At 49.4% G+C, this 23,956-nt stretch carries 25 protein-coding genes and 1 tRNA gene; 9 read left to right on the top strand and 17 right to left on the bottom strand.

Features of this window, described 5'->3' with window-relative positions; genetic code table 11:
• Window positions 1–18: 18 nt before the first annotated feature.
• The 5 genes from gdhA to IAE55_RS09270 all read right to left on the bottom strand — a co-directional run bounded on the left by gdhA (window position 19) and on the right by IAE55_RS09270 (window position 4,676).
• Entirely contained in the window at window positions 19–1,383 is a 1,365-nt protein-coding gene (gdhA, locus tag IAE55_RS09290) for an NADP-specific glutamate dehydrogenase (RefSeq protein WP_425281304.1), read from the bottom strand.
• Between the two features lie 150 nt (window positions 1,384–1,533).
• A complete protein-coding gene (locus IAE55_RS09285; protein WP_200631812.1) occupies window positions 1,534–2,517 on the bottom strand; it encodes a diaminopimelate dehydrogenase in 984 nt (327 codons plus the stop codon).
• A gap of 132 nt (window positions 2,518–2,649) precedes the next feature.
• Complete coding sequence (locus IAE55_RS09280; RefSeq protein WP_200631811.1) at window positions 2,650–3,363, bottom strand: SDR family oxidoreductase; 714 nt, start codon at window positions 3,361–3,363, stop codon at window positions 2,650–2,652.
• 54 nt (window positions 3,364–3,417) lie between these two features.
• The gene (locus IAE55_RS09275; protein WP_200631810.1) at window positions 3,418–3,972 is read right to left on the bottom strand and encodes an NAD(P)H-dependent oxidoreductase; all 555 of its coding nucleotides are present in this window, start codon (window positions 3,970–3,972) and stop codon (window positions 3,418–3,420) included.
• 125 nt (window positions 3,973–4,097) lie between these two features.
• Complete coding sequence (locus tag IAE55_RS09270) at window positions 4,098–4,676, bottom strand: TetR/AcrR family transcriptional regulator (RefSeq protein ID WP_200631809.1); 579 nt, start codon at window positions 4,674–4,676, stop codon at window positions 4,098–4,100.
• Window positions 4,677–4,992: 316 nt separating this feature from the next.
• Between IAE55_RS09270 and IAE55_RS09265 the strand changes: the two genes are divergently transcribed.
• Window positions 4,993–6,135, top strand: coding sequence for a glycosyl hydrolase family 8 (locus IAE55_RS09265; protein ID WP_200631808.1), 1,143 nt, complete (start codon window positions 4,993–4,995; stop codon window positions 6,133–6,135).
• A gap of 249 nt (window positions 6,136–6,384) precedes the next feature.
• The gene (locus IAE55_RS09260) at window positions 6,385–6,882 is read left to right on the top strand and encodes a MarR family winged helix-turn-helix transcriptional regulator (protein ID WP_076170443.1); all 498 of its coding nucleotides are present in this window, start codon (window positions 6,385–6,387) and stop codon (window positions 6,880–6,882) included.
• A gap of 87 nt (window positions 6,883–6,969) precedes the next feature.
• On the opposite strand, the gene lpdA is transcribed toward IAE55_RS09260, so the two are convergent.
• The gene (gene lpdA / locus IAE55_RS09255; protein WP_200631807.1) at window positions 6,970–8,364 is read right to left on the bottom strand and encodes a dihydrolipoyl dehydrogenase; all 1,395 of its coding nucleotides are present in this window, start codon (window positions 8,362–8,364) and stop codon (window positions 6,970–6,972) included.
• Between the two features lie 185 nt (window positions 8,365–8,549).
• On the opposite strand from lpdA, the gene IAE55_RS09250 reads away from it, so the two are divergent.
• On the top strand, window positions 8,550–9,128 hold the full coding sequence (locus tag IAE55_RS09250) for a TetR/AcrR family transcriptional regulator (protein WP_200631805.1): 579 nt from the start codon (window positions 8,550–8,552) through the stop codon (window positions 9,126–9,128).
• Between the two features lie 192 nt (window positions 9,129–9,320).
• A complete protein-coding gene (locus IAE55_RS09245) occupies window positions 9,321–9,767 on the top strand; it encodes a GNAT family N-acetyltransferase (RefSeq protein WP_200631799.1) in 447 nt (148 codons plus the stop codon).
• 104 nt (window positions 9,768–9,871) lie between these two features.
• Here IAE55_RS09245 and IAE55_RS09240 read toward each other — a convergent pair whose 3' ends face one another.
• Both IAE55_RS09240 and IAE55_RS09235 read right to left on the bottom strand, forming a co-directional pair.
• Window positions 9,872–10,957, bottom strand: coding sequence for a Gfo/Idh/MocA family protein (locus IAE55_RS09240; protein ID WP_200631795.1), 1,086 nt, complete (start codon window positions 10,955–10,957; stop codon window positions 9,872–9,874).
• Window positions 10,958–11,006: 49 nt separating this feature from the next.
• Window positions 11,007–12,191: a Gfo/Idh/MocA family protein gene (locus IAE55_RS09235; RefSeq protein WP_200631794.1), complete on the bottom strand. Its 1,185-nt coding sequence runs from the start codon at window positions 12,189–12,191 to the stop codon at window positions 11,007–11,009.
• Between the two features lie 165 nt (window positions 12,192–12,356).
• Here IAE55_RS09235 and IAE55_RS09230 point away from each other — a divergent pair, with 165 nt between their 5' ends.
• A complete protein-coding gene (locus tag IAE55_RS09230) occupies window positions 12,357–13,235 on the top strand; it encodes an AraC family transcriptional regulator (protein WP_145160130.1) in 879 nt (292 codons plus the stop codon).
• Window positions 13,236–13,310: 75 nt separating this feature from the next.
• Here IAE55_RS09230 and IAE55_RS09225 read toward each other — a convergent pair whose 3' ends face one another.
• The 4 genes from IAE55_RS09225 to IAE55_RS09210 all read right to left on the bottom strand — a co-directional run bounded on the left by IAE55_RS09225 (window position 13,311) and on the right by IAE55_RS09210 (window position 16,108).
• A complete protein-coding gene (locus tag IAE55_RS09225; protein ID WP_145160132.1) occupies window positions 13,311–13,679 on the bottom strand; it encodes a hypothetical protein in 369 nt (122 codons plus the stop codon).
• A 29-nt stretch (window positions 13,680–13,708) separates the two neighbouring features.
• Window positions 13,709–15,028 carry a hypothetical protein gene (locus tag IAE55_RS09220; RefSeq protein ID WP_145160134.1) on the bottom strand — a complete coding sequence of 440 codons (1,320 nt, stop codon included), beginning with the start codon at window positions 15,026–15,028 and terminating at the stop codon, window positions 13,709–13,711.
• Between the two features lie 92 nt (window positions 15,029–15,120).
• Window positions 15,121–15,513, bottom strand: a complete 393-nt coding sequence (locus IAE55_RS09215; RefSeq protein WP_145160136.1) for a hypothetical protein — start codon at window positions 15,511–15,513, stop codon at window positions 15,121–15,123.
• Window positions 15,514–15,544: 31 nt separating this feature from the next.
• The gene (locus IAE55_RS09210) at window positions 15,545–16,108 is read right to left on the bottom strand and encodes a hypothetical protein (protein WP_145025251.1); all 564 of its coding nucleotides are present in this window, start codon (window positions 16,106–16,108) and stop codon (window positions 15,545–15,547) included.
• A gap of 338 nt (window positions 16,109–16,446) precedes the next feature.
• Between IAE55_RS09210 and IAE55_RS09205 the strand changes: the two genes are divergently transcribed.
• From IAE55_RS09205 to IAE55_RS09195, 3 genes are all read left to right on the top strand, one after another.
• Complete coding sequence (locus IAE55_RS09205) at window positions 16,447–17,940, top strand: metallophosphoesterase (RefSeq protein ID WP_145160138.1); 1,494 nt, start codon at window positions 16,447–16,449, stop codon at window positions 17,938–17,940.
• An 82-nt stretch (window positions 17,941–18,022) separates the two neighbouring features.
• Window positions 18,023–19,180: a HupE/UreJ family protein gene (locus IAE55_RS09200; protein ID WP_200631793.1), complete on the top strand. Its 1,158-nt coding sequence runs from the start codon at window positions 18,023–18,025 to the stop codon at window positions 19,178–19,180.
• Between the two features lie 23 nt (window positions 19,181–19,203).
• A complete protein-coding gene (locus tag IAE55_RS09195; protein ID WP_145160141.1) occupies window positions 19,204–20,544 on the top strand; it encodes a tetratricopeptide repeat protein in 1,341 nt (446 codons plus the stop codon).
• A 45-nt stretch (window positions 20,545–20,589) separates the two neighbouring features.
• On the opposite strand, the gene IAE55_RS09190 is transcribed toward IAE55_RS09195, so the two are convergent.
• Both IAE55_RS09190 and nrdR read right to left on the bottom strand, forming a co-directional pair.
• Window positions 20,590–20,662 (bottom strand) — tRNA-Ala (locus IAE55_RS09190).
• A gap of 234 nt (window positions 20,663–20,896) precedes the next feature.
• Entirely contained in the window at window positions 20,897–21,364 is a 468-nt protein-coding gene (gene nrdR, locus IAE55_RS09185) for a transcriptional regulator NrdR (RefSeq protein ID WP_076170449.1), read from the bottom strand.
• A 214-nt stretch (window positions 21,365–21,578) separates the two neighbouring features.
• Between nrdR and IAE55_RS09180 the strand changes: the two genes are divergently transcribed.
• Complete coding sequence (locus tag IAE55_RS09180; RefSeq protein ID WP_076170450.1) at window positions 21,579–21,797, top strand: alpha/beta-type small acid-soluble spore protein; 219 nt, start codon at window positions 21,579–21,581, stop codon at window positions 21,795–21,797.
• A 91-nt stretch (window positions 21,798–21,888) separates the two neighbouring features.
• Here the strand turns inward: IAE55_RS09180 and IAE55_RS09175 are convergent, their stop codons facing one another.
• From IAE55_RS09175 to IAE55_RS09165, 3 genes are read right to left on the bottom strand one after another with little or no spacing between them, the layout of a single operon-like run.
• On the bottom strand, window positions 21,889–22,452 hold the full coding sequence (locus IAE55_RS09175) for a lytic transglycosylase domain-containing protein (protein WP_076170451.1): 564 nt from the start codon (window positions 22,450–22,452) through the stop codon (window positions 21,889–21,891).
• Complete coding sequence (gene coaE, locus IAE55_RS09170) at window positions 22,449–23,045, bottom strand: dephospho-CoA kinase (protein WP_145160144.1); 597 nt, start codon at window positions 23,043–23,045, stop codon at window positions 22,449–22,451. Before coaE ends, IAE55_RS09175 begins: the two co-directional genes overlap by 4 nt.
• A gap of 14 nt (window positions 23,046–23,059) precedes the next feature.
• Window positions 23,060–23,830: a manganese efflux pump gene (locus tag IAE55_RS09165; RefSeq protein WP_116232274.1), complete on the bottom strand. Its 771-nt coding sequence runs from the start codon at window positions 23,828–23,830 to the stop codon at window positions 23,060–23,062.
• Window positions 23,831–23,956: the final 126 nt, after the last annotated feature.

The raw sequence follows: 23,956 nt of genomic DNA, 5'->3' as shown, positions 1-23,956 counted from the left end.
CCAAGCTGCGGGGAAGATTTAGACGATCCCCTGAGCGATCATAGCGTCCGCTACTTTCCGGAATCCGGCAGCATTGGCGCCTACGACAAGATTGCCATGATATCCGTATTCATCGGCTGCCTGAACGCAGCTCGCATAAATATTTTTCATAATATCATTCAGCTTTGCATCAACCTCTTCGAAGCTCCAGGACATTCTCATACTGTTTTGAGCCATTTCCAGCGCGGATACGGCAACGCCGCCTGCGTTCGCTGCTTTGGCCGGTGCAAACAGGACACCGTTCTTCTGGAAAATCTCGATCGCCTGAAGGGTGGACGGCATGTTTGCGCCCTCACCGATCGCCTTCACGCCATTCTTAACGAGCAGAGCGGCCGATTCCTCGTCGATTTCGTTTTGCGTGGCGCAAGGCAGCGCGATATCGCATGGAACGGTCCAAATGTCACGGCAGCCCTCGACATAAACGGCATCCGGATGTTCATTGACGTACTCTTTAATCCGTTTCCGCTCTACTTCTTTCAGGCGCTGAACCGTATCGATGTCCAGTCCTTTTTCGTCGTAGATATAGCCGTTGGAATCGCTGCACGCGACGACCGTAGCGCCGAGCTCCTTCGCTTTGCGCATAGCATAAATGGATACGTTTCCGGAACCGGATACGACGACTTTGCTTCCCTCAAAGGACAGATCGTTGTCTTTCAGCATTTCATCCACGAAATACACGCATCCGTAGCCGGTCGCTTCCGTACGCGCCAGGCTTCCGCCGTATCCGATGCCCTTGCCCGTAAGCACGCCGGCTTCGTTGCCGCCCCGGATCCGCTTATACTGCCCGAACATGTACCCGATCTCCCGGGCTCCTACGCCGATGTCGCCGGCAGGGACGTCCGCATCGGGTCCGATATACTTATACAGCTCCGTCATGAAGCTTTGGGTAAATCGCATGATTTCTCGGTCCGACTTGCCCTTTGGATCAAAATCGGAGCCGCCCTTGCCTCCGCCGATCGGCTGGCCGGTTAATGCGTTCTTCAAGATTTGCTCAAAACCCAAAAACTTGATGATGCTTGCATTGACGGAAGGATGGAACCGGAGTCCTCCCTTATATGGACCGAGTGCACTGTTGAATTGTACCCGAAATCCCCGGTTGACCTGAATCTTGTTGTTATCGTCCACCCAAGGCACGCGGAATGTGATGAGACGCTCGGGTTCAACTATGCGTTCTAAAATGCCTTCTTCCATGTACTCCGGATGTTTTGCAAGAACAGGTACCAGCGAGTCAAAAATTTCCTTAACGGCCTGGTGGAACTCATCCTCGGAAGGATTCCGGGAAACGACTAAATTGTACACATCGTTAACATACTTTTCGGCTGTATTTAAACCCTTCGTATCCATTACACTATTCATAACCCAACCCCTTTTGCACAATTCGCACATTTTTTTGCACTATAACGCTTTGCTTCACTAAATTCTAATGCAGGTTTAGGGGTTTTTTCCAATAAAAAATATTTTTTTAGTCGATTAAATGCATTTATCGGTGCAAAATTACAGCAATTGCTGGCGCAGTTCCGCATCACTTTTCGCGGATAGGTAGCCGAGCGGAATATCAAATACCGTTTTAGCGCCAACGGCTCCTTCTTTGGCCAACCGGACGGCCGCTCTGGCATAAGCGGTCAATACGCTTGCGGTGAATTCCGGGTTGCTCTCCAGCTTCAAGCTGAATTCGACGATTTGCTTCGTTCCTTGGCCGGTCACTCCGCTCCGGATCACAAATCCGCCGTGCGGCATGCCGCTGTGCTCGGATTTCAGCTCTTCTTCCGTAATGAAATGGACCGTTGTGTCATAGTCTGCAAAATAGTTAGGCATGTCCACGATCGTCTTTTCAATCTCGGCACGGTCCGCACCCTCTTCTGCAACGACATAGCAAATCCGTTCGTGCTTCTCGCGGGTTGCCAGTTCTGGCGTTTCGCCGCTGCGGATTTGTTCGATGACGCTTTCTACCGGGACGGTATACTGCACTCCTGCTTTGACGCCCGGAACGCGGCGGATGGCATCCGAGTGGCCCTGGCTGACGCCTTTACCCCAGAACGTGTATTCCTTGCCCTGCGGGAGAATCGACTCAGCGAGCAGTCTGTTCATGGAGAACAAGCCCGGATCCCAGCCGGTCGAGATGACGCTGACGGTTTGTCCGTTTTTAGCCGCTGCATCCACGCTTGCAAAAAACTCAGGAATCTTGGCATGCGTATCAAAGCTGTCCACCGTGTTAAACAGGGCGGCAATGGCCGGTGTTTGCTCGGGAAGATCGGTTGCGGATCCTCCGCACAGAATCATGACATCGATCGATCCTTTATATTGTTCCACTGTCGATAAATGCTCAAATTTGACGCCCGCTTCAGCAGGCATCTGCGACGGATCACGCCGTGTGAATACCGCCACCAATTCCATATCTTCGTTCTGCGCGATGGATTGCTGGACGCCTCGTCCAAGGTTACCATAACCTACAATACCAATTCTGATTTTCGATGCCATTTTATGTCCCTCCACTTATTCTGATTATCCTTTTGATTATATGACATGAGATGTCATATGCAAAGCAAAAATACGAAAGAACGAGAAAAAGCCCTTGATCTCTCAAGGGCTTTCGCTAATACTTGGCAGCATTTACCACGGAAGCTTGTCATCCATGTAGAAAAATCCGCCGGTCGGGCCGTCCTCAGGTATCGTTGCCAGCCGAACAGCCGTCACCGCACCTTCTTCGGCCGTCAGTTCGGCCTTGTCACCGCCCATGCGCGTCTTAACCAACCCCGGATGCACCGCGTTTACTTTCAGGTTCGTCCCGCTGGTCTTTTGCGCCCAATAGGCCGTCAGCATATTCAGCGCCGCTTTCGAGGCCGAATAGGCCGGAGTCGCAATCCGCTGCGCCAGCTCGTTCGTCAGGATGAATTGAATCGAGCCGAGCGCGCTGCTTTGGTTCACGATCCGCCCCGCCTCACTCTTCAGCAGTAATGGCAGCAGTGCCTCCGTAATAAAATAAGGCGCAAACGTGTTCACTTCAAACGTATCTCTGAAAGCATCCCTTTCATATCCGGGTTTTTCCAACGAGACGCCTGCATTGTTGACCAGGATATCGAGCCGGCCGTATTCCGTTTCAATCCACTTCGCAAGCTCCGCGATATGGGCTTCATTCGTCACCTCCAGCTGAACGCCGACCGCTTCAATCCCCTGCTGGTGCAGCTCCGACGCCGCCTGATCCGCTGCTTCTTTCGTCCGGGCTGCCGTTAATACCGTAATGCCCTGCTGCCCCAATTGTTTGGCCACCTCAAATCCGATTCCTTTGCTGGCTCCCGTCACAAGTGCAATTTTGCTGTTGTTCATCTTTATTTCCTCCCTGTTATTGTTTTGATGAAAATAGTCATCGTTATGAAATGGTCAATGGATTTCAAGTGCTTCGTATTGTACGGGCTGCGCCTCAACCAAGTGCTTGACATACGCGGCCTGGCTGTCGGCGATCTGCTCATCCGTCACATGATGCGCGTTATGCAGTGCAAAGGGCGGGAGATAGCGGGCGCTAACATAGTTGGCCAGCGCTTCCACCGGCTTTGCGATATCTCTGATCGTAAACAGGTTGTATCCTCCGGGTTGGTACGAAGCTGCGGTACCCGAGGTCGAGATGGCAATACCGATCTCTTTCCCTTTCAAGCGGTCCCCTCCAGGACCGAAAGCCCAGCCGTATGTGAGAACCTCATCAAACCACTGTTTGAGGAGCGGCGGCGTACTGTACCAATACAGCGGGTATTGAAAAATAATCCGGTCATGGCTCTCCAGCAGACTTTGCTCCCGTGCGACGTCGATCTTTTTGTCCGGATAGGCTTCATACAGCAGGTGTACGGTCGTTTCTGCTTGCTTTTGTGCCGCTTCGGTCCAGGCCCGGTTGATCCGGGAGGCCTGCAAATCGGGATGTGCAGCAATAATTAACGTCTTCATAATGATCGTCTCCTTTTTTGGGAATGATTGTTCTATTAACCATGCGTCATGCTATGCTCATTAAAAAGTTTTAGCACTGCCATTTTGAGAACGATCATTCTATAATTATGAAAAAAAATATGTTTTTATTTTTTGACGAAGCGTATCGAAATGTCTGCGATCCGCTCCAGTTTTTCTTGGGGAATGGACGTCCGTTTCATCACTCGAATTCCCACCAGAGCGTTATGAAGGTACTCCGCCAATTCTTCCGCTTCGTATTCCCTTGTAAACTCTCCGTTCTGCTGCCCCCAAAACACGATTTCCCTCAGCAGCTGCTCGGCCTTGGCAAATGCCTCCGTCGCCTTTGCGTCCACCTCTTCATCACGGATCCCCAATTCCACGGCCGAGTTCACGACCATGCAGCCTGGCGGTACGTCTTCATCCCCATGCATCATGTATTGGAAAACAAACTTCAGCGCTTGTTCGGCCGTTTCCGACTGCTTAACCCCTGCGGACATTCTGGCGTTGAACCGTTCCCCAAAGCGGTCGATCGCTTTCAGGAACAACGTATGCTTATCGGTGAACGTATCATACAGGCTTCTGCGGTGAATGCCCATATGCTCGACAAGGTCGTTCATGGATGTCTTCTCGTAGCCCTGTTCCCAGAACAGCTTCATCGCTTTCTCGAGAACGGCGCTTTCCTCAAATTCTTTGCTTCTGGCCACCCCGTACACCTCCTTCCGTTATATTATCATTTCGGGAATCATCGGTATAGAAAATCTGTCCTTTCCGCTTCCCATTCCCTTCGCTTTCCCCTTCCTTACCTTAGAACAGCATTGCCTATTTTGAGAATGCACATTCTACTTCGAACGCTGTGAACCCTCTTCTTCACGAATTCAGCATAACATTTTGGGAACGATCGGTAAAGTATTATTTTTATACATCGGAACACGAACATCTATAATTTGAAGGGTAAACGCTTTAATTTTTAGAGTGCCCCTTATGTTACGATAAGCTTAAACTAACAGCTGGAGGTTGATTATGGCTCTAACGATGCAAGGAGCGTTTTATACCGGCCAATATCGGAATGTATTCCTGGAAGCGGGTTATTCGCCAGAGGAGATCGACGCCAGGCTTGAACAGGCATGGAACGACCTGTTTGACGGTGCACCTGAGGTTCGGATCTACTTTCCTCTTGGCGAGGATAAAGGTTATGTTCTGGATACAGGCAACTCGGACGTCCGCACCGAAGGCATGTCATACGGCATGATGATGGCCGTTCAGATGGATAATAAAGACATCTTCGACCGGCTCTGGAATTTTTCCAAATCGTATATGCAGCATAAGGAAGGACGCTACAAGGATTATTTCGCCTGGCACTGCAAGCCGGACGGCACCCGCCTGTCTCCTGGACCCGCTCCTGACGGGGAGGAATACTTCGCAATGGCCCTGTTCTTTGCTTCAAGCCGGTGGGGCGACGGACTGCCGCCGTACGATTACTCCGAGCAGGCGAGGATGATTCTTCGCGCTTGCGTCCATAAAGGCCGGGGCCAGGAAGGAGATCCGATGTGGGACCCTGCAACCAAGCTCATCAAGTTCATTCCGGAGTCTCCCTTCAGCGATCCATCCTATCACCTTCCCCATTTCTATGAGCTGTTCTCCGAGCGTGTCGACGAACGGGATCGGACTTTTTGGAAAGAAGCTGCCGTCGCCAGCCGGGCTTATCTGCATCTGGCCTGTCACCCCGAAACAGGACTGTCTCCGGAGTATGCGAATTATGACGGCACGCCGGCTGAACCGCAGCCCCATGGCGATTACCGCCATTTCTTCAGCGATGCGTACCGGGTGGCGGCCAACATTGCCCTCGACTGGGAATGGTTCCGCCAGGATCCATGGCAGGTCGGGCAGTCCAACCGGATTCAGCGGTTTTTCCGGGAGATCGAGCCTTCCGAATACCGAAGATACCGCATCGACGGGAGCCCTTTTGAAGAGCCGGCCTTGCACCCCATCGGGCTGTTGGCCACCAATGCGATGGCATCGCTGGCCGCCGACGGTGAAGATGCGCTCCTCTTTGTTCACAAGTTCTGGAACACACCGCTTAGAACAGGCACTCGCCGATATTACGACAACTGCCTTTATTTCTTTAGCCTCCTGGCGCTAAGCGGAAAATATCGCATCTATTAAACATGCATAGAGGAAAACCAGAAAACCCTTGATTAACAAGGGTTTTCTTTCTGCTTAATTGCAGATCCTCCGCTGCTGATCTTTAATCCTACTTCACATTGCGTAAAACCGCCCTTTTCGTGGATTGGGTCAAAATAAATCGCCTTAATGTGACTATGTAGAGTAAATAAGTCTTGATCGGCAAATCATCTTAATATAATGTTTATCTTAACGAGAAAAGACATAAGTCGCATACGCGGAGGAATCAAGATGTCAAAAGAAAAGGACCGCGTGTCACCCGAACTCGCTTCCTTACAGCAGGAAATGGTGCACGAGCTGCGCCAGAACAGCACCCGTGCCGTGATGTTCCATCAGCTCATTTCGGAACGATTGGGTTTGAACGCCACCGACCACAAATGCCTGGATTACTTGAATCAAGCCGGACCTGTCACGGCCGGCCAGCTGGCCCAGTTAACTGGGCTTACAACCGGTGCTGTGACCAGTGTCATCGACCGGCTCGAACAAGCGGGTTATGTCATCCGGGATAAGGATCCGAACGATCGCAGACGTGTCGTCGTCAAACCGGTGCCGGAAGGCTCGGCATCCATCTCTCCCTTGTTCCAATCGATTATGCAGTCGACGCTCGAGATCGTCTCGCAGTATACGGAGCAGGAACTGCAGCTGATTTTGAACTTCATCCGGCAGTGCAATGAGATGACATTAACCGAGATGAACAAGATGAAGAACGAGAAAGACAGGATGAGCTGATTATGAATCGCCGTCATGAAAGCCGTTTGCTTAAGCAAATGGCTTTTCTTTTTGGGGCAAAAATCCGCATTTATTTTGCAATTCTCATTATTTATTTAAAATCCTCATTTTTCTCACCGCGTTCTCGGCCGCCTCCATAATGACTTCCCCTAACGTAGGATGGGGATGAATCGTCATCGCGAGATCCTCTACCGTCGCTCCCATTTCGATCGCCAAGGCAAGCTCCGATATGAGGGTTGACGCCTCTATGCCTACGATTTGCGCTCCTTTAACGATCCCCGACGCTTGATCCGCAATGATTTTCACAAATCCTGGCTCTTCTTTCAGCGCCAAAGCTCTGCCATTAATACTAAAGGAGGATTTGCCCACGATAACCGGGATGCCTTGTTCCTTGCATGCTGTCTCTGTCAGACCAACGCTGGCCAATTCAGGTTCGGAAAATACAACAAGCGGAATGGCTCTGTAATCCACGATAGAAGGTTTGCCGGCGATAGCTTCTGCAGCGACTTTAGCTTCGTAGGAAGCTTTATGGGCCAGAGCCGGACCTTCCGTAATGTCACCGATCGCAAATATATGCGGAACCGCCGTTCTGCACTGAGCGTCCGTTTCGATCAGCCCCCTGCCTGTTGTCTGCAAGCCGATGTTCTCGAGCCCTAATCCGCCGTCCGTATTCGGTCTTCTTCCGACAGTCACCAGCGCATATTCTGCTCTAACAGTACGCTGCTCATCTTGACACACATAGCGGAGTGTCAGCCCGCCCGCATCCTGTTCTGCATGGACGGCTATAGCCTCCGTAATGATAGTTACACCGTCTTCGTTTAATTGCCGTTCAACCGGAGCCACAAGGTCCGCCTCAAATCCGGGCAGCACCTGTCCTCCTCCCTCCAGAATCGTAACTTTTGTTCCGAATTTGGCATACATTTGCCCCAGTTCAACGCCGATATAACCGCCGCCGATCACGACCAGGCTCGATGGAATTTGTGAAAGGGACAACGCTTCAGTGGAAGACATAATACGTCCGCCGTAGGGCAAAGCCGCTAGCTCAATTGGACGAGAACCTGCTGCTAAAATGGCGTGTTTAAAAGAAATCCTTTGTTCGGCTCCCGCTTGTTGAATGGAAGCGGTGTGCTCGTCAATCAAGCGGGCCTCTCCTTCAAGAATCGAAACTCCGGCCGTCTTTAACAAATATTGAACTCCACCGGCTTGCTTATTTACGACCGCTTGTTTGAAGGCCTGAGCATCCTCAAAGGAAGCAACAGCAGCAGCAACTGTGTGATTCCATTGCTTACGCTGCTTGAAGCGATGCGCTTCCCCAATCAACGCTTTGGAAGGAATGCAGCCTATGTTGGTGCACACTCCACCGATCCGGCCGCGCTCAACGACAGCCGTTGTCATTCCAAGCTGTGCTGACCGAAGCGCCGCCACATAACCTCCCGGACCCGATCCTATTACCAGGGTGTCTACCGATTTAAGGTCATTCATAACTTTGCACCTCCGAAATAAAATATGATGAACGTAATATATTATATTCATCATATTTTAAAACAGTCAATATCATCTGCTCATTTGCCGCAAAACCAAACGATTGGACTGAGTGAAATTGACAGGTTTAATTATGATGACTATAATATTTTAAAATGCGTTTTTTGCCACTAGGAGTGATTGCTTTGCCTTATCCGGAAGGTCACAAATTAAAGGTTCGCGGCCGTATTATTGAAAGTGCAGCCAAAGCCATTCGAACCAGCGGAGTACGCGACATCAGCGTTCCCTTTATTATGAAAGGTGCCGGTCTGACGCACGGGGGGTTCTATTCACATTTTGACAATAAAGAGCAATTGGTCGCTGAAACTTGCCGCTTTGCGATCAGCGAGACCATTGCCCTGCTGCAGAAGGCGGCGGACCAGGAAAAGGAAGCACCCAAGATCCACGCGGTCATTCATTATTATTTGAGTCCACAGCATCGCGACCAAACCGAGGTGGGCTGCATTCTTCCCGCCCTTTCCGCTGAAGTATCCCGAATGTCCGAAGAGGTGCGCCAAGTCTTTACCGAGGAGCTGCAGCGCATGATTGATTTTATCTCTGACCTGGCAGAAGTCGATCCATTGACTGGCCAAGTTTTGCTGAGCCTTATGGTCGGCACGATTGTACTGACGCGTTCCGTTAGTGATGCCGAGCTGAGTGACAGTCTATTATCGACAGGCAGGAAGCATGCCAAAGATCTTATCAAGACAAGCGTACAGAGCTAAAATTGAGATTGAGATGGTCACAGCTTTTTTTTCATGAGACCCATATGATTTTCAAGCCCCGTTATTTGGGGCTTTTTTGCTCCTCGTGGGTGGTTTCAACCGCAGAAATTTATTTTTATTGCATTTACAACATAATTCATCCTATAATTTGAATAACGATCATTGAATACATCATGAAAGGGCCGAGAACGATTGAAAACCCAAAGAATTAATCTACCTGAGGAGTTAGAGGCTGCGTTTTCTATCCGGAGAAACGTCTTTGTTGAGGAACAGGGCGTTCCGCTGAATGATGAATTCGACGAGTTTGATACTTTGGGTGGACCATGTGAGCACATCATCGCCTATTATGATGAGCAGCCCGTCGGGACGGGAAGGATACGAATTCATGAAGGATCAGGGAAGCTGGAGCGGATTTGCATCCTGCAGCCTTACCGCAAATTCGGAATCGGGAGAAGGATCATTGCATCGTTAGAAGAGATCGCTAAAGACAAAGGGATACAGCAGGTTAAATTGCACGGGCAAAGTCAGGCGGAAGGGTTCTATAAGAAACTTGGGTATCGAACTTCTTCGGAGGAATTTATGGAAGATGGCATACCTCATATCCTCATGGTCAAACAACTGATAGATCAACCTAAATAATGAATAAGGGAGGGTTGTATGATACATACGAGGCCCTCCCCAGCTTATTTTAACAGATGCATTATAAGCAGCTGCCCCATGACCATCATGGCTTACTCATGCAGTCAGCTGCCGCCGCGGGTCACGTCCAGCGCCATTTCCTGGGCTTTCAAGCACAGCTCAGCCGCCATAAAGGCATGCTCCTGCGTCATGGCATTTTCGGTTCGATTCAGACAGTCCAGAATGAGTTCTCCAAAGAACGGATATCCAACCTGTCCATCAACATGAAAATGGTATTCCCCTTCTTGATTAACCAGGTAGACATGATTGCCGGTCCGGTCGCGGGCGATATCGATATATTTTCTCAGCTCAATGTAACCTTCGGTTCCCAACATCAGGGTGCGTCCGTCTCCCCATGAACCTAAGCCGTCCGGCGTAAACCAGTCCACCCGGAAATATTGCGTGGCCCCGTTGTCCCCTAGCAGGGTGGCATCGCCAAAATCCTCAAGCTCCGGATACTCAGGGTTATTGTAGTTTGCCACTTTACTATGCAGAACCTCCGCTTGTTTACAACCCGCATAAAAAAGAAACTGCTCGACCTGATGGCTGCCAATATCGCATAGAATTCCTCCGTATTGCTTCTTTTGAAAAAACCACTCCGGCCGAGACGAAGCGTTTAACCGATGCGGTCCGAATCCCGTCACCTGCAGCACCCGCCCAATCGCGCCCTGCTCAATGAGCTGCCCGGCATAAACCGCCGATTCGACATGCAGCCTTTCGCTATAATAAACCATATACTTTCTTCCGGTTTCACGCACTTTGGCGCGGGCCGACTCCAGCTGCACAAGCGTTGTAAAGGGAGCTTTATCCGTAAAATAATCTTTGCCTGCGTCCATCACCCGAAGTCCCAGCGCACAGCGTTCCGAAGTAATGGCTGCTCCTGCAACAAGCTGAACCTGCGGATCTGCCAGAACCTCTTCCTCAGAGGCTGCAATCGTTACTTGGGGATAGGTTCGTGCGAATGCTTCCGCCTTGGCCCGGTCACGGTCATAAACCCACTTTAATGTAGCGCCTGCCTCGATCAGTCCGTTGACCATTCCATAGATGTGCCCATGATCGAGCGCTACCGCGGCGATCACAAATTCACCCGGCCCGACTACTGAATTGGGTTTTCCTTTCGGGGCATAATTCATCCCGTCGTTCTTCTGCATCTCCTTCATCCCTTTCGCGCTTAAGGTTGTCCATCCCGATGATTGGGATTTACTGTTCGCCTGACGTTTGTCCGTTCGTTACGCCGCCGTAACGGCTTCCTGTCGTTATTTTCAGATCCGCAAAGTTTTCAATGCTGCTGCCCTTTTCGTAAAAATGAGGTGCATTCTTCATCAGGCCCTCCCGCGTATAAAAAGGATCGTCCTGCTGCAGGGGGAGTTTGACCTTTTCTCCGGTGCTTGCGGATTTGTAAATACTCATAATGAGTTCCAGCGTATTCCGTCCGCTGATTCCGTCAATCAGTACCGGCGCGCCCGTCTCGATCGCATTCAGCACATTATCGATCTGTGCCGTATGGCCTTCGTATGGCAGATCCGGCAGCTCGTTGTAGTATTGCTGGATTTTCTCCTCGAGAGAAGGTTCCCGCTCCGGGAAGCCGTTCGGCAGTGACCTGGAAGCCGTGACCCGCCACGGCGCCGAGATCCGGGCATGCTCACCCTGGAAAATAAACTGCTGTTCTTCACCATGATGAACGACGGAGCTTGTAATTTGCCCCAAGCTGCCGTTCGGATATTTTAAAATCGCGATGGACAGATCCTCTACTTCCGCATTGTCATGCGCGACGTTGCTCATATAAGCCTGAAGCTCGCTGGGCTGACCCAGCATCCAGAGCAAGGCGTCGATATGATGAACCGCATGATTCAGCGTCGGACCGCCTCCCTCCTTCTCCCACGTGCCGCGCCACCATAAATCGTAATAGCAATGGCCCCGCCACCAATGCGAATCCACCTGGGCATGAAGAATCCTGCCGGCCAATCCGCTGTCAATAACGTGCTTCAGCTTCATAATCGGATTTCTGAAGCGATTTTGGGCAATGACGGATAATACTTTTCCACTTTGTTCCGCAGCTTTGATCATGGCGTCGCATTCTTCAAGAGAAGAGGCCATGGGCTTTTCCACGATCACATGACTGCCTGCATTCTGAAAATCAATGGTGACCGGCGCATGTTCGAACGGAGGCATGCAAACGGATACCAGATCGATCTCCTGATCAAGCAGTTCCTTGTAATCCTTAACAATGACAGCGTCCAAACCGTATTGCTCCCGCTTGGCTTCGGCCTTCTCGGGATAAAGATCGCATAACGCAACAATTTGGCAGCGGTCCTTCAGCCGCAGATAACCTTCGATATGAGCGGACGAAATCGCCCCGGTCCCTATAATCGCAACCTTGATCATCCATTTAACCTCCCCTGAGCGTTCTTCATTGGTATATAAGAATATTAACTGAAGCTGCGAGAACATTGTGCTTCGCCGTGGGGGGAAAAATAACACTGGGTTGCGGTTCTGAGATAGAATAGATTCGAAAGCGAGTACATACGGGGGAAGAAGGAGGCAGCAGCCATGTCTTTTGTAGCGGGGAACTATAGCGAGGTGCCCCTGCATTTTGCCTATAAACGAAAAAGCGTCAACTATGAGCATAAAGAAACCTTCCATTCCCACCTTGGGGTGGAAATATTGTTGATCCATCAAGGGAAAGGGACGATGATCGTCAATAACAACCGCTACGACATCAAACCGGGCATGCTCTGCATTTTTCAGCCTTATCAGCTTCATCATCTCAAGCTCGAATACGACGAAGGCCAATGCTTCGAACGTTCCCTTGTGACCTTTGAACCGACGATGTTTGAGTCTTATTTTGAAAAATGGCCTTCGCTTCATACCTTCTATCGATTCATGTATTTAGGGGAACTCCCTGTTCCGTGCTTGTATGACACCGGGGATGAGCTCCACATCTTGGACGCTGTCTACAAAAGCTTGGATGATCAATTACACGCGCTTTCAGAGGCAGAAAGATATGAGGAATTTTCTTTATTTCTCGTTATGCTGTACCGTTCGATCCAACACGTATGGAATCAGCGGACGGAAGCTGGACTGCCCAAACCGGCCCTTCGCCAAAATCATCAGGTGGAGCACATATTGACATGGATCGAGGCCAACTATACGTTACCGTTTCGGCTGGACGACATGGCCAAATCGCTGCATTTATCTCCCTATCATGTTTCGCATCTCTTCAAAGAGGCGACAGGCATCAGCATCTCCGAATACATCATGGCCCGCCGGGTCCATCAATCCGTTCTGCTGTTAACGACCACCAAAAAACCAATCTCGCTCATTGCTGAGGAGATTGGTTTGGCGAACAGCTCTTATTTTTGTAAATTGTTCAAACAGCGCATGGGCACTACGCCGCACCAGTATCGGAAGAAATGGGCCAGGGCTTAATATCATAATAAAATAAAAGAACAAGAAAACCCTTGATTCCCAAGGGTTTTCTTCTTGATTTTCATTGGCCGCGAATTACCAACGAAAATGCCTTATATTGCCCATCGTATCGGGCACATCGATCGTTACATTGCGCACGCTCAGCAGCCCGCGCTTGTAACTATGGCCCTGATCGTCAACGAAATCGGATAACGGCAGGCTGGATTTGACGGCAGGCAGTACATCCACTTTATAAGTGTACTCGTCATCGATGGTGATTTTGGCATTGAACCATACATGTCCGGTGTGGTTTTGTACCAATAAGTGTCCATTTGTAACGGCAATCTCGGCCAAGGGGACTGGGCTGGTTGGCGCGGGGACACATCCCGTCATCATGCTGGCAAGGCAGACGATCAACAAGAATGATGAGCCGATTCTCATTGCAGGCTTACTTATGAAATTCATCAGGTTTATCCGCATGATCCACGTTCCTTTCATTCTGATTCAACAGACAATGCCAGGTCAAAGAACAGATTGGGCGAGGAGGGGTGGCTGCGGTGCACCTCAACAGCTATGACATTAGCACCCTTCAGCAGCTTGTTCAAATGGGCTTTTAGATCAATTCTTCGATAAAAGGAAAATTCATTCGGAAACGCGAGCGAGGATCCGGTTAAGATCCCGGATAGAATGGCGTCCCTGGATACTTCCTGGCCGTTCAGATAAACGACGTAACCGTCCTCGTAGGCGATATTCAAAACTAAATCGGATAACTTCTTGGGATCGGCATCCAAGTCAAACGACTTGCGAAAGTAATAAGTTGGAGACTTCACGGTCTCCAAGTTTGTTTGAACATAAGTCTGCCGCTCCTTGTTATTCGTATTTCCCAAAGGAGCCCTGCCGAACTTCCAGTCGGAATCGTTGTATTCCGGACTGCGCCAATCGTTAGCAGGCAGTGGAACCGTTTCCGTATGAGATGTTTCAATGATCGGCCCCTCTCCCACCAGGTCCACCCCTTCCGGTAAAGCGGATTTGATTGCCTCGCTGCCCGGATGATAGCGCCATATAGATTGAATCCCCACGAGAGGGATTTCCTGTTTTTCCTTCAACGTAGTCAGATTCCAAGATGCCAGATTCTGCGCATCCTGTTCCAGTTGATCCAGGACCTGTCCTTGTTTATTTTCAGCTTTAATGAACAACGTATTATCTGTGGCTTCCAATACCGTAATGAAGGGCTTTTCCTTCAGCCTGTTCAAATCCCAAACTTCCCAGCCCTCATATTCGGTGGGCATATCATCGGAAGACTGCTGCGTAACGGCCAATTTAAGAACATATACGGAATCACCGATGAAAACTGCGTTAATTCCGGCGGCTCTGAACGCGTTCCATACTTCGGGAAGCTTCGGATCTTTGCTCAGCCAGACGAAGTTGAAAAGCTTCTTATTTTCATTAGCCGTCCTGCGAATCCATTCCAACTGATCGTCTCCCGCACCCGATAACCGATCGGCGTTCAGGAAGAACATCCTGGCGTTGCCATGACTGGCCGCATACACCGTTTTCCCGTAACCCGGAAGAGTCCCGGTAGGCACATGGGGATAAGCTTGGTTGAAACGCTGTTCCGTTGCAGAACTGTCATATATGGGATAAATCTGGGATGCTTGCGCTTCCGGATGATTCTGCAGCCACTGATCGGGTGCGACAAAGTACGAAATGTCTTGGAATTGCTTGAACGAATCCCCGATTTCCCCTCCCTGCTCACTAAAATAACCGAATCGAAATGAGATGGACGATGCGGCGGAAGTTTTGAATCCTGCCATCGGCACTCTTGTCCAATAAAAAGAACACCAAAGAACACAAATGAATACCAGCAGCGATAATGAGAGTTTATATTTGGAAATAATCAGCATGGCTAACCTTCACCTCCGGGCAGCGTGTTCGGCAGGACTGGCCACCATAGGATCGTGTGGTAAACCGTAGGCCACAGGATGATCAGATTGCCAACAAATGCAATGGCAAATCCGATCGTCCATGGTCTCAGATCAACCTCTTTCCGTCCGATCGTCCAGTGGAATATAGCCCATGAGACCAACCAAACGAGCAGTCCTACCGTTTCTTTACCGGCATAGGGACCGATACCCCACCAAGAGGGAATCCATGAGCCTATCTTCAGCAAAATCGCATTCGCTTTGAGCGGATTGTAATAACTCCATAAGTGACTGGCCGTTGTCGCAAGGATACCGAGATATACTGACAGCAGAACGGATGCGACCTCGCCCGTTTTTCGTTGCTTGTCTTTTTTCATGATGTTCTCCCCCAGTGGATCGTCTTAAGATTCATACCATTCTCAGTTTCGCTATGCCGATGCCAAACGCAAATCCAATCAGCAGACAGATCCAGAATAGCGTGATCAATAAAGCGATGATTCCGCTAACCGCCGAGCCAGGTTTGAGCGTATGGCGAAACCGGCGCAATAAAAAGCCTGCCGCAATTCCCAAGGGGAGCGGATACAGCGAGACGAATTCTTTATATTCCATGAGGATCAAATGTACCTCGGGGCTGTGGAACATCAGCCATTCCTGCGGACCGTCAGGTCCCCGGTATGCGATGTAGAGCCAGTTACCGAACACGATCGTGAGCAGAACCATAACATTTGTGAGCCAGAGCACCCATTCCAGTTTCGCCGCTGCCCCTTTCTTGCCCCGCAGCATGGGATAGGTCAGGTGAATCATTTGGCAGCTCATGATAACGGTGACGGTTGCCCCCAATCCGTGAAGGACGGCTTCAAGCTTATGGTTGCTGAATCCGATCACATTGACCAAAGGAATAGATAAAAAAAGGGCAGCGGCTACACAAGCTTGCGTAACCGCAAAATCTCTTGCAGTGAACAATGATTTCATCGGCTGTCCATCTCTCTCTCGTTGATTGCTATTATTATCTCAATGAAGTTTACAGAAGAATTGTAAGGGGAATATCATAGCAAGTTCAGGAAACTGAAAAATTATTGATTCTATTAAAGGATTCAATAACATTACGATATGGTGGGACTTGAGAACATTAATATTAGCTTAAAGAACTCTTACAACAGAATTTACGTTAGACGAGTAAGATGTGATTTGCTCGGACAGTCGGAAGAAACCTGTTAACCGTAATTTCTTAAAAATGTCAGTGGGTGAAAGGAGGTTGGGAAGCGGTTTCCTGTGTCTCCGACTACTAGAATGAAGTTGAGAGGAAGTTCATGATGAAGGAAAAATTAATAGGCAAGTTGAAAGGCAAGTGGAAAAGCGTAACCGCACTTGTAAGTGTTAGTACTCTTCTTTTTACGGTTGGTATGTTCAATGCGTCAGCTGAAAGCAACTTTATTAAAAGCCCGTATTTGCTGTTCGAAGGTTCCAACACCTCAATGAGCCTCCTTTGGCAGACGAGCGATGACCAAGCAAATGTCATCAAATGGGGTACCGATACTTCCTATACGATGGGACAAGAGACCGTCGGGACATACGGTACCGACCACCAGCACAAGTTCACCATCAATGGGCTGAAGCCGGCTACCAAATATTACTATGATGTAGACGGTCAGACTGGTTCTTTCGTCACCGCGCCTGCGGACGATGCTACTTCCGTGAAGTTCCTGTCTTACGGCGACAGCCGTACCCAACCAAGCTATCAGGAGCAGGTAGCCGGCCTGGCGCTTAAGGCTTATGCCGCCGATCCTGCCTACCAGACTATTCTCTTGAACAGCGGGGATATTGCCTCGAGTGATACGGAGAGCAACTGGACAGCTCAATACTTCGTTCCCGGATCCACCTACCCTCAGCTGCACACTCTCCAGTCCGAGGTTCCTATGGTTGGAGCAAGGGGCAACCATGAGGGAGCAGGATCTGTCTATGGAAAGTACTTCCCTTACCCGTACGTGTCTAATTTCTACTGGTCCTTCGATTACGGCCCGGTTCATATTACAGTACTGGACGAGTATTCCGACTATAAACCCGGCTCGGCTCAGTACAACTGGCTGGTCAACGACCTTGCCTCCACAACCAAACCGTGGAAGATTGTGATGGCCCACAATCCAGCGTGGGGTGCCGGTACTCATGGAAACGACACGAATGTTCAGAATGTCATCCATCCCCTCCTGAAGCAGTATGGAGTACAGTTGTACCTCAACGGACATAACCATAACTATGCCCGTGCGGAATACGAAGGGATCGAGTACCTCACCTCCGGCGGCGGCGGCGCTCCTTCGTATGCAGTAGATCCGACATGGCCGAACATTGTTAAAGCCGAAAGTGCGTACTTCCTATCCGAGTTCGATGTGAATGGAAAAACTATGAAAGTCACTTCCCGCCGGATTGACGGCTCGGTCATTGAGACCGTGACACTCAACAACAACAAGGTACCCGCTGCTGATGCCGGACTTGACCAGACGGTGACTGACGACTGCAACGGCAACAGCTGCAATAATGTAAACGCACCGAAAAGAACCGGACCCAAAGATCCGGGTTACGAAATGATTACCCTAGACGGGACCAAAAGCTTGGATCAGGACGGAACGATCTCTTCCTATGTCTGGAAAGAGGGGGAAACCACGATTGCCACCGACGCCACTCCGAGCGTTAAGCTGACTGTTGGCACCCATACCATTACTCTTACGGTGACAGATGATGATGGCGCCACTGCCACGGATACTGTGGTCGTCACCGTGAATCCGAGCTTGAAAGATAACAACAAGTAGAACCCGCATTGAAAAATAAAACAGCGGCCGCAGGGAAAACCTGCGGCCGCTCCTAACTTCAAGAAGAAACGAGGGCATCATCATGCCTATACAATGGTTCCGGAAACTAGCTCCATTGATTCTAATGTTCGGTTTATTTTTTGGCGGAGTTACCCCCGTCTTCGCACATGACATGTATCTAGGAGGATCAGAATGGGCCGTCGGCAAGGATCGCATTCTGTTCACCATTGATCTCGACCCCGCCATATTACAGCAAATCAATGGGATCAAGGAACTCGGAGATAACCTCGACAGTCTCACCGATGAGCAGCGCCGTAAAATGGAAACCGATATCGTTCAGCCTTACATGAACGAGAAGCTCTCGGTCTCCGTCAATGACCGTTCTTATCCGGTTAAGGTAGAGAAAATGGAGAAGGAAGGGACCGTATGGAGAACATGGATGAAGGTTAGTGATCTAAGTTTGAACCAGCAAGACAACAAGGTTAAGATTAATTACCATCTATTATTTAAGGAAACCAATAATCAGCATGTGAGTATCGGTTATATTTATTTTACCGATGCCGATGACGATTCGGTGAAGAATGTTTTCAATTATAGCCAACCGGATTTGATGTATACGTTCGATTCCGGTCATACGGAATTTGAGTTCTCGGTTAAATCTAAAGCCGCCGCTTTGCAGTCGCAAATCTTTACCTTCTTAGTACTTGGAATCAAGCATATCCTGACCGGATATGATCACATAACCTTTTTGGTTGCTTTAATTGTGATAGGTTTATCCACCCGGGAAGCCCTAAAAATTATCACTTCATTTACTTTGGCTCACAGCATTACTTTGCTGCTGGCGGCCATGCATGTGATCAATCTGAACTCTAGATTTGTCGAGAGTGTGATTGCCCTCTCCATCTGTTATATCGCGTTGGAAAACTTGTTCGCAAAACAGGTCAATTATCGATGGCTGATCACCTTTGTCTTCGGATTGGTGCATGGGTTCGGCTTTGCCAGTGCTCTCGAGGAGCTCGTCAGAGGAAAATCCAATCTTGTTCTCTCGGTGGTCTCGTTTAACGTCGGCGTGGAGGCGGGACAGTTGATGATCTTTTTAATCCTGATGCCCCTTCTGTACCTGATAAGGAAAAAGTTCTCGATTAGAAGAGTAGCCGCCGTAGCATCCGTAGCCATTTTTATTGTTGGTTTCCTCTGGTTCGTCGATCGGGTGTTCAATTTGCAGTTGATACCGTTCTAAAAATAACAGGAAGAGAGAACGACATGAAGAAAAATACTTCATCTTATTTTTTTGTTTCCATCATGGTTGCTTTTATTGTCTTCATTACGAGTCCTGGCACCGTCATGGCTCAAAGCCACTCTGCCGACTTTGAACAGGAATACAGCAAGAAAGCGAACCAATTCATTGCCGACAAAAATTATGAGCAGGCAGCTTTAGTTTTGGAGGAACTCCTGATAAAGAATCCGGAACTGAACAATGAAAGGGTCTACAAGCAACTGACCCATATCTATGATGATTACCTCTTTAATTTTGGAAAAGCGTTGTCCGTGTATAAAAAGTATCTTGACCAATTCCCTGAAGGAAAATTTGCCAATGACTTTCGGGTAAGGATCGCTTATCTGAATGAAAGACGTTCTGAATGGCAGGCATTGCGAGATTTTAGAAAAGTCCAGTTGGAAGAAGACCATATTCCCCTCAAAGATAGCCTTGAGGAAGTTGAAACCATTCTATCCAAGAATGAGGACACATTGATTGCGCCGGAAATGCATATTTATTTGGCTAATAACTATTTTGAAACTGCCGACGATCAAAAGGCGAGAGAGCATGTGGAAAAATATATACAAAACTTTGATAAATCCCTCATGTCAACTACAGACAAAGCCCTGGCCCTGCAGTTGTATTCCGACATTCTCGTTAAGCAGCATCATTTCAAAAAGGCCATCGGGGCTTTGGATCAGGCAATGGAGTTGGGGAATCCGGGAGAAGACTTTAATTATGCAATAAAAAAAGGCCATATTATTAACCAAAGGAACATGTTGTATGGATTCATGTTTTGCCTTTTGTATTTTATAGCGGTGGTACTATTGCTAATCCCTTTAAAATCTTGGAGGCAGATTAATTCACGAAAATATGCCGGGCGGCTTGCCACGCCTTTATTGCTTCTTGCCCTCATATCGCTAGGTCCTGTCTTGATCCTAAACTTCATTGAAGTGCCTGAAGTCGACCTGCGGGTTTTCTTTGGCCAGTTGGGCTTATCGATCCTTTCGCTTATGATCATAAAGCTTCTTGCCCCGCTGTCATTGAAAACAGGTCGATTGGTTTATGTATTGATGAGTTGTTTGCATATGGCTGCCGCTTCTTTCATGACCTATTACATGACTATTTACAGGGGGACGAAGATCGTTATGAACACTGTAATAGAGGCTGATAAAGACCCCATGGCTTCCTTGTTTCTGATGTTAATGTGGAGTTCGGCCGCTGCAGCCTTATTGATAAACATCATTTATGCCATTATTTTTTCAAAAAAGGAGCAGATGGCGAATATATTTTGTCGGAAATCGCCCAATTCGTCCCCAACTTCAAATTTAATTAAGCCAAACTGAAAATAAAAAAGCAAAAAACCCTTGATTCCCAAGGGTTTTCTTCTATGGAGCCTAGGGGGATCGAACCCCTGACCTCATCGCTGCCAGCGATGCGCTCTCCCAGCTGAGCTAAGGCCCCTTATGATTTTCTACTGATTTATTATGTATCAGCGACTCTTATAATTTATCAAAGATTTATGCATGTGTCAACAAAAAAATTCAAAAAAAATTTGGAGCCCACGCAAGTGTTCAGCCTTATGCTCCCATGCCATGGCCACCGCCAAGAGCAAAAGAGGCCCTGTAAGGCCCTTTTGCTCTTTAAGATGGTTGCATCCTCTGTAACGGACCGGCAAAGCAGCATGCTCCCTTACGGTTAGTCCTCCACCGTATTTTTGGACAGCAGCCCCTTCAGCTCTTTCATGAACATGTTGATATCTTTAAATTGGCGGTAAACCGACGCAAAGCGGACATAAGCCACCTCGTCCACGGGATACAGCTGCTCCATCACCAGCTCGCCGATCTGGCGGCTCTCCACCTCCGCCACGGCGGTGTTGCGCAGTGATTTCTCCACCTCGGAGACGATCATGTCGAGCTGCTCCACGGATACCGGGCGCTTCTCGCAGGCGCGAATCAGGCCGCGGAGGATTTTATCCCGGCTGAACTCTTCCCGGCTTCCATCCTTCTTGATGACCATCAGCGGCGTTTCCTCCACCATCTCAAACGTGGTAAAGCGACGGCTGCACTTCTCGCACTCACGCCTGCGGCGGATCGATTTATTTTCGTTAGCGGGCCGTGAGTCCAGCACTTTCGTGCCGGCATAATCACAGTACGGACATTTCATGGTAAACTCCCTTCCTTTGCAAATCACGGTGTATATAGAACAAAATCACGAACATTCACAGGGTCCGAATATCGCGAACCCTTATCCCATCAGGGATTAACTTGCCGCCTCACCGAAATGTATTAAATTTCCAACAAAAACTTTTCAAAAAGAGTAATGAACTTTTGAGCTTCGAGACATAATACATTTACAAACAGCGAGGAGGTGAACAACAATGGCTTCCAACAACAACAGCTCCAACAACCTGGTAGTACCTAAAGCTACCGCAGCCCTGAACCAATTGAAATATGAAGTCGCTCAAGAACTGGGTATCAGCATCCCACAAGACGGATACCAAGGCAACATGACTGCATATGAGAACGGTTCGATCGGGGGACTTATCACTAAACGTTTGGTGACCCTGGCTGAACAACAACTGGCTGGTCAATTCTAATTCGGTTTGATACCCGAAGAAGTGTTGGAGACGCTAACCTAGCTTCTCCAATGCTTCTTTTGTTATGTTTAGTGACAGAACAGTACTCCCTTTAAAACTCGCTGTATATCCGCGTGTACTGATTGTAGTAATAAATGACCCGCTGTACGTAGTGCCGGGTTTCCCCGATGGGAATATTTTTGACCGAGTCGTAGGTCCCATCCCATACGCCCCTTTTCAGCCAACCGTCCACTTTACCAGGCCCCGCGTTGTATGCTGCGATGACGGCAATCCGGTTTCCTTTAAACTGCTCCGATAGCGTTTTAAGATACCAGGTGCCGATTTCGATGCTGGCCTCCGGCTCATGCTTAATATGGTCCAGCGTCACCTCGGGAAGCTTGGCCTTTTCCATCGCCCAATTGGCCGTATCCGGCATTAACTGCATCAGGCCGAGAGCCCCCTTCTTGGACTCCTTGCCCAGCTTGTAATTGGATTCCACCCGGATAATCGAAGCCACCAGGAACGGGTCGACGTCATAACGCTCAGCCTGCTCGCGAATGTTCTCTTTATAATGAATTGGGTAAAACCACGACATCCAGTTCGTATTAAAAAACAGGATGACGACAAATCCTAAAAACAACAGAAGAAGCACTCTTTTTTTGCGTAAAAACTTCATAGCAGGCCCTTCCGGTTCCAAAATTCATCCACTTGGCGCTCCGTCTCGGAAGGTTGTCCACTGTTGTCGATCACAACGTCGGCCCGCTTCTTCTTCTCTTCGATATCCATTTGGGAACGAATCCGCGCGACCGCTTCATCCTTCGTCAGCCGGTTCCTCTCCATCAAGCGTTCCACCTGTACCTCAAACGGGGCATAGACCAGCAGGACCTGCTCAAACATCGCTTCCAGACCCGATTCAAACAGGAGCGGGATGTCCACCACCACCAGGCGGTCCGGGTGCTCCCGTTCAAATGTCTGCATCTGCTCCCGAATCTCCCGACGGATCGCAGGATGCGTAATATCGTTCAGAGCTTTGCGCTCGCCGGGATCGTGAAACACGATATCCCCCAGGCGTCTGCGGTCCAGCGTTCCGTCCGGAAGGAGGATGACTTGTCCAAAATGCTCAACGGCCGCCGCCAAAACCGGATGACCCGGGAGCATGACTTCCCGGGCGATGACGTCGGCGTCAACAAGCAGCGCCCCCTTGCTGACTAAGAGGGCGGATACGGTACTTTTTCCTGTCGCTATTCCTCCGGTTAACCCGATGTTCATATCCTTAACTCACCTCATAACAGCTTCATTATTCCCATTACAATTAATAATATTGCCGGCAGCACCGTAAACCGGCGCATCCACGTTCGGGACGCAAAGCGCAGACCCGTCTTCATTCCGACGACCAAAAAGGTGCCGCTGAAGAGAGCGATCACGACGGCGGTCAGCAGCGGCGAAAATCCGAGCAATGCCGCGCCTAGACCCGCGCCGAACGCATCCAGGGACAAGGCGATACCAAGCCACATGGCCTCCCATCCGGAGATGCTGCCCGACTTATCCATATCAGCGGAAGACGGCGTCCGCAAAATGCGGATCACGACGCCCAGCTTCCGGATTTCCAGTGAAAACACCGTCTGTTCAGGTGCTTCATGCTGGGCAGGGTCCAGTGTACCTTCTCCGCCGGAGCTTTGCAAGCCATGCCCCCCTATCCCGCTGGTTTGGGCGTCTTTAGCCTGCTTGGCGACCTCTGCGTCTTTGGCTTCCAAGACTTCTTTGCCTTCCCCGCTCTTCTCCTTCTGGATCCACATCTGTACCAGCGACCAAGAGCCCATAATGATCAGGATGACCGCTCCAATGATGGAGGCGATCGAAGGGGATACGAATTGGGCCAGCAGCACGCCCACCTGCATGGACACATAGATGATGACCCCGGAGCATAAAGAAATAATCGCTATCGATAACGGCGAAATCCTCATTTGACGAAGGCCGTATGTAATGCCGACACCAAAACTGTCCAAACTTAATGCTAACGCAAGCAGCAGCAGTGCAAGAACATGACTGAGCACCCCGTTCCCTCCCTGTGACAGAAGCGGTGCCCCGAAAAAGCCTGCAGTATGGATCAGGCATTCGGAAGCCCCGCTTCATAAGATATCTCTACCTCAGTATATGGAGGGTACAAAAAAGGGGTGCAC

This window comes from Paenibacillus sp. S28, from assembly GCF_016624415.1.
Lineage (GTDB): Bacteria > Bacillota > Bacilli > Paenibacillales > Paenibacillaceae > Paenibacillus_AQ > Paenibacillus_AQ favisporus.
The sequence above is the reverse complement of the archived record's forward strand: the minus strand, read 5'-3'. Positions and strand labels throughout refer to the sequence as shown.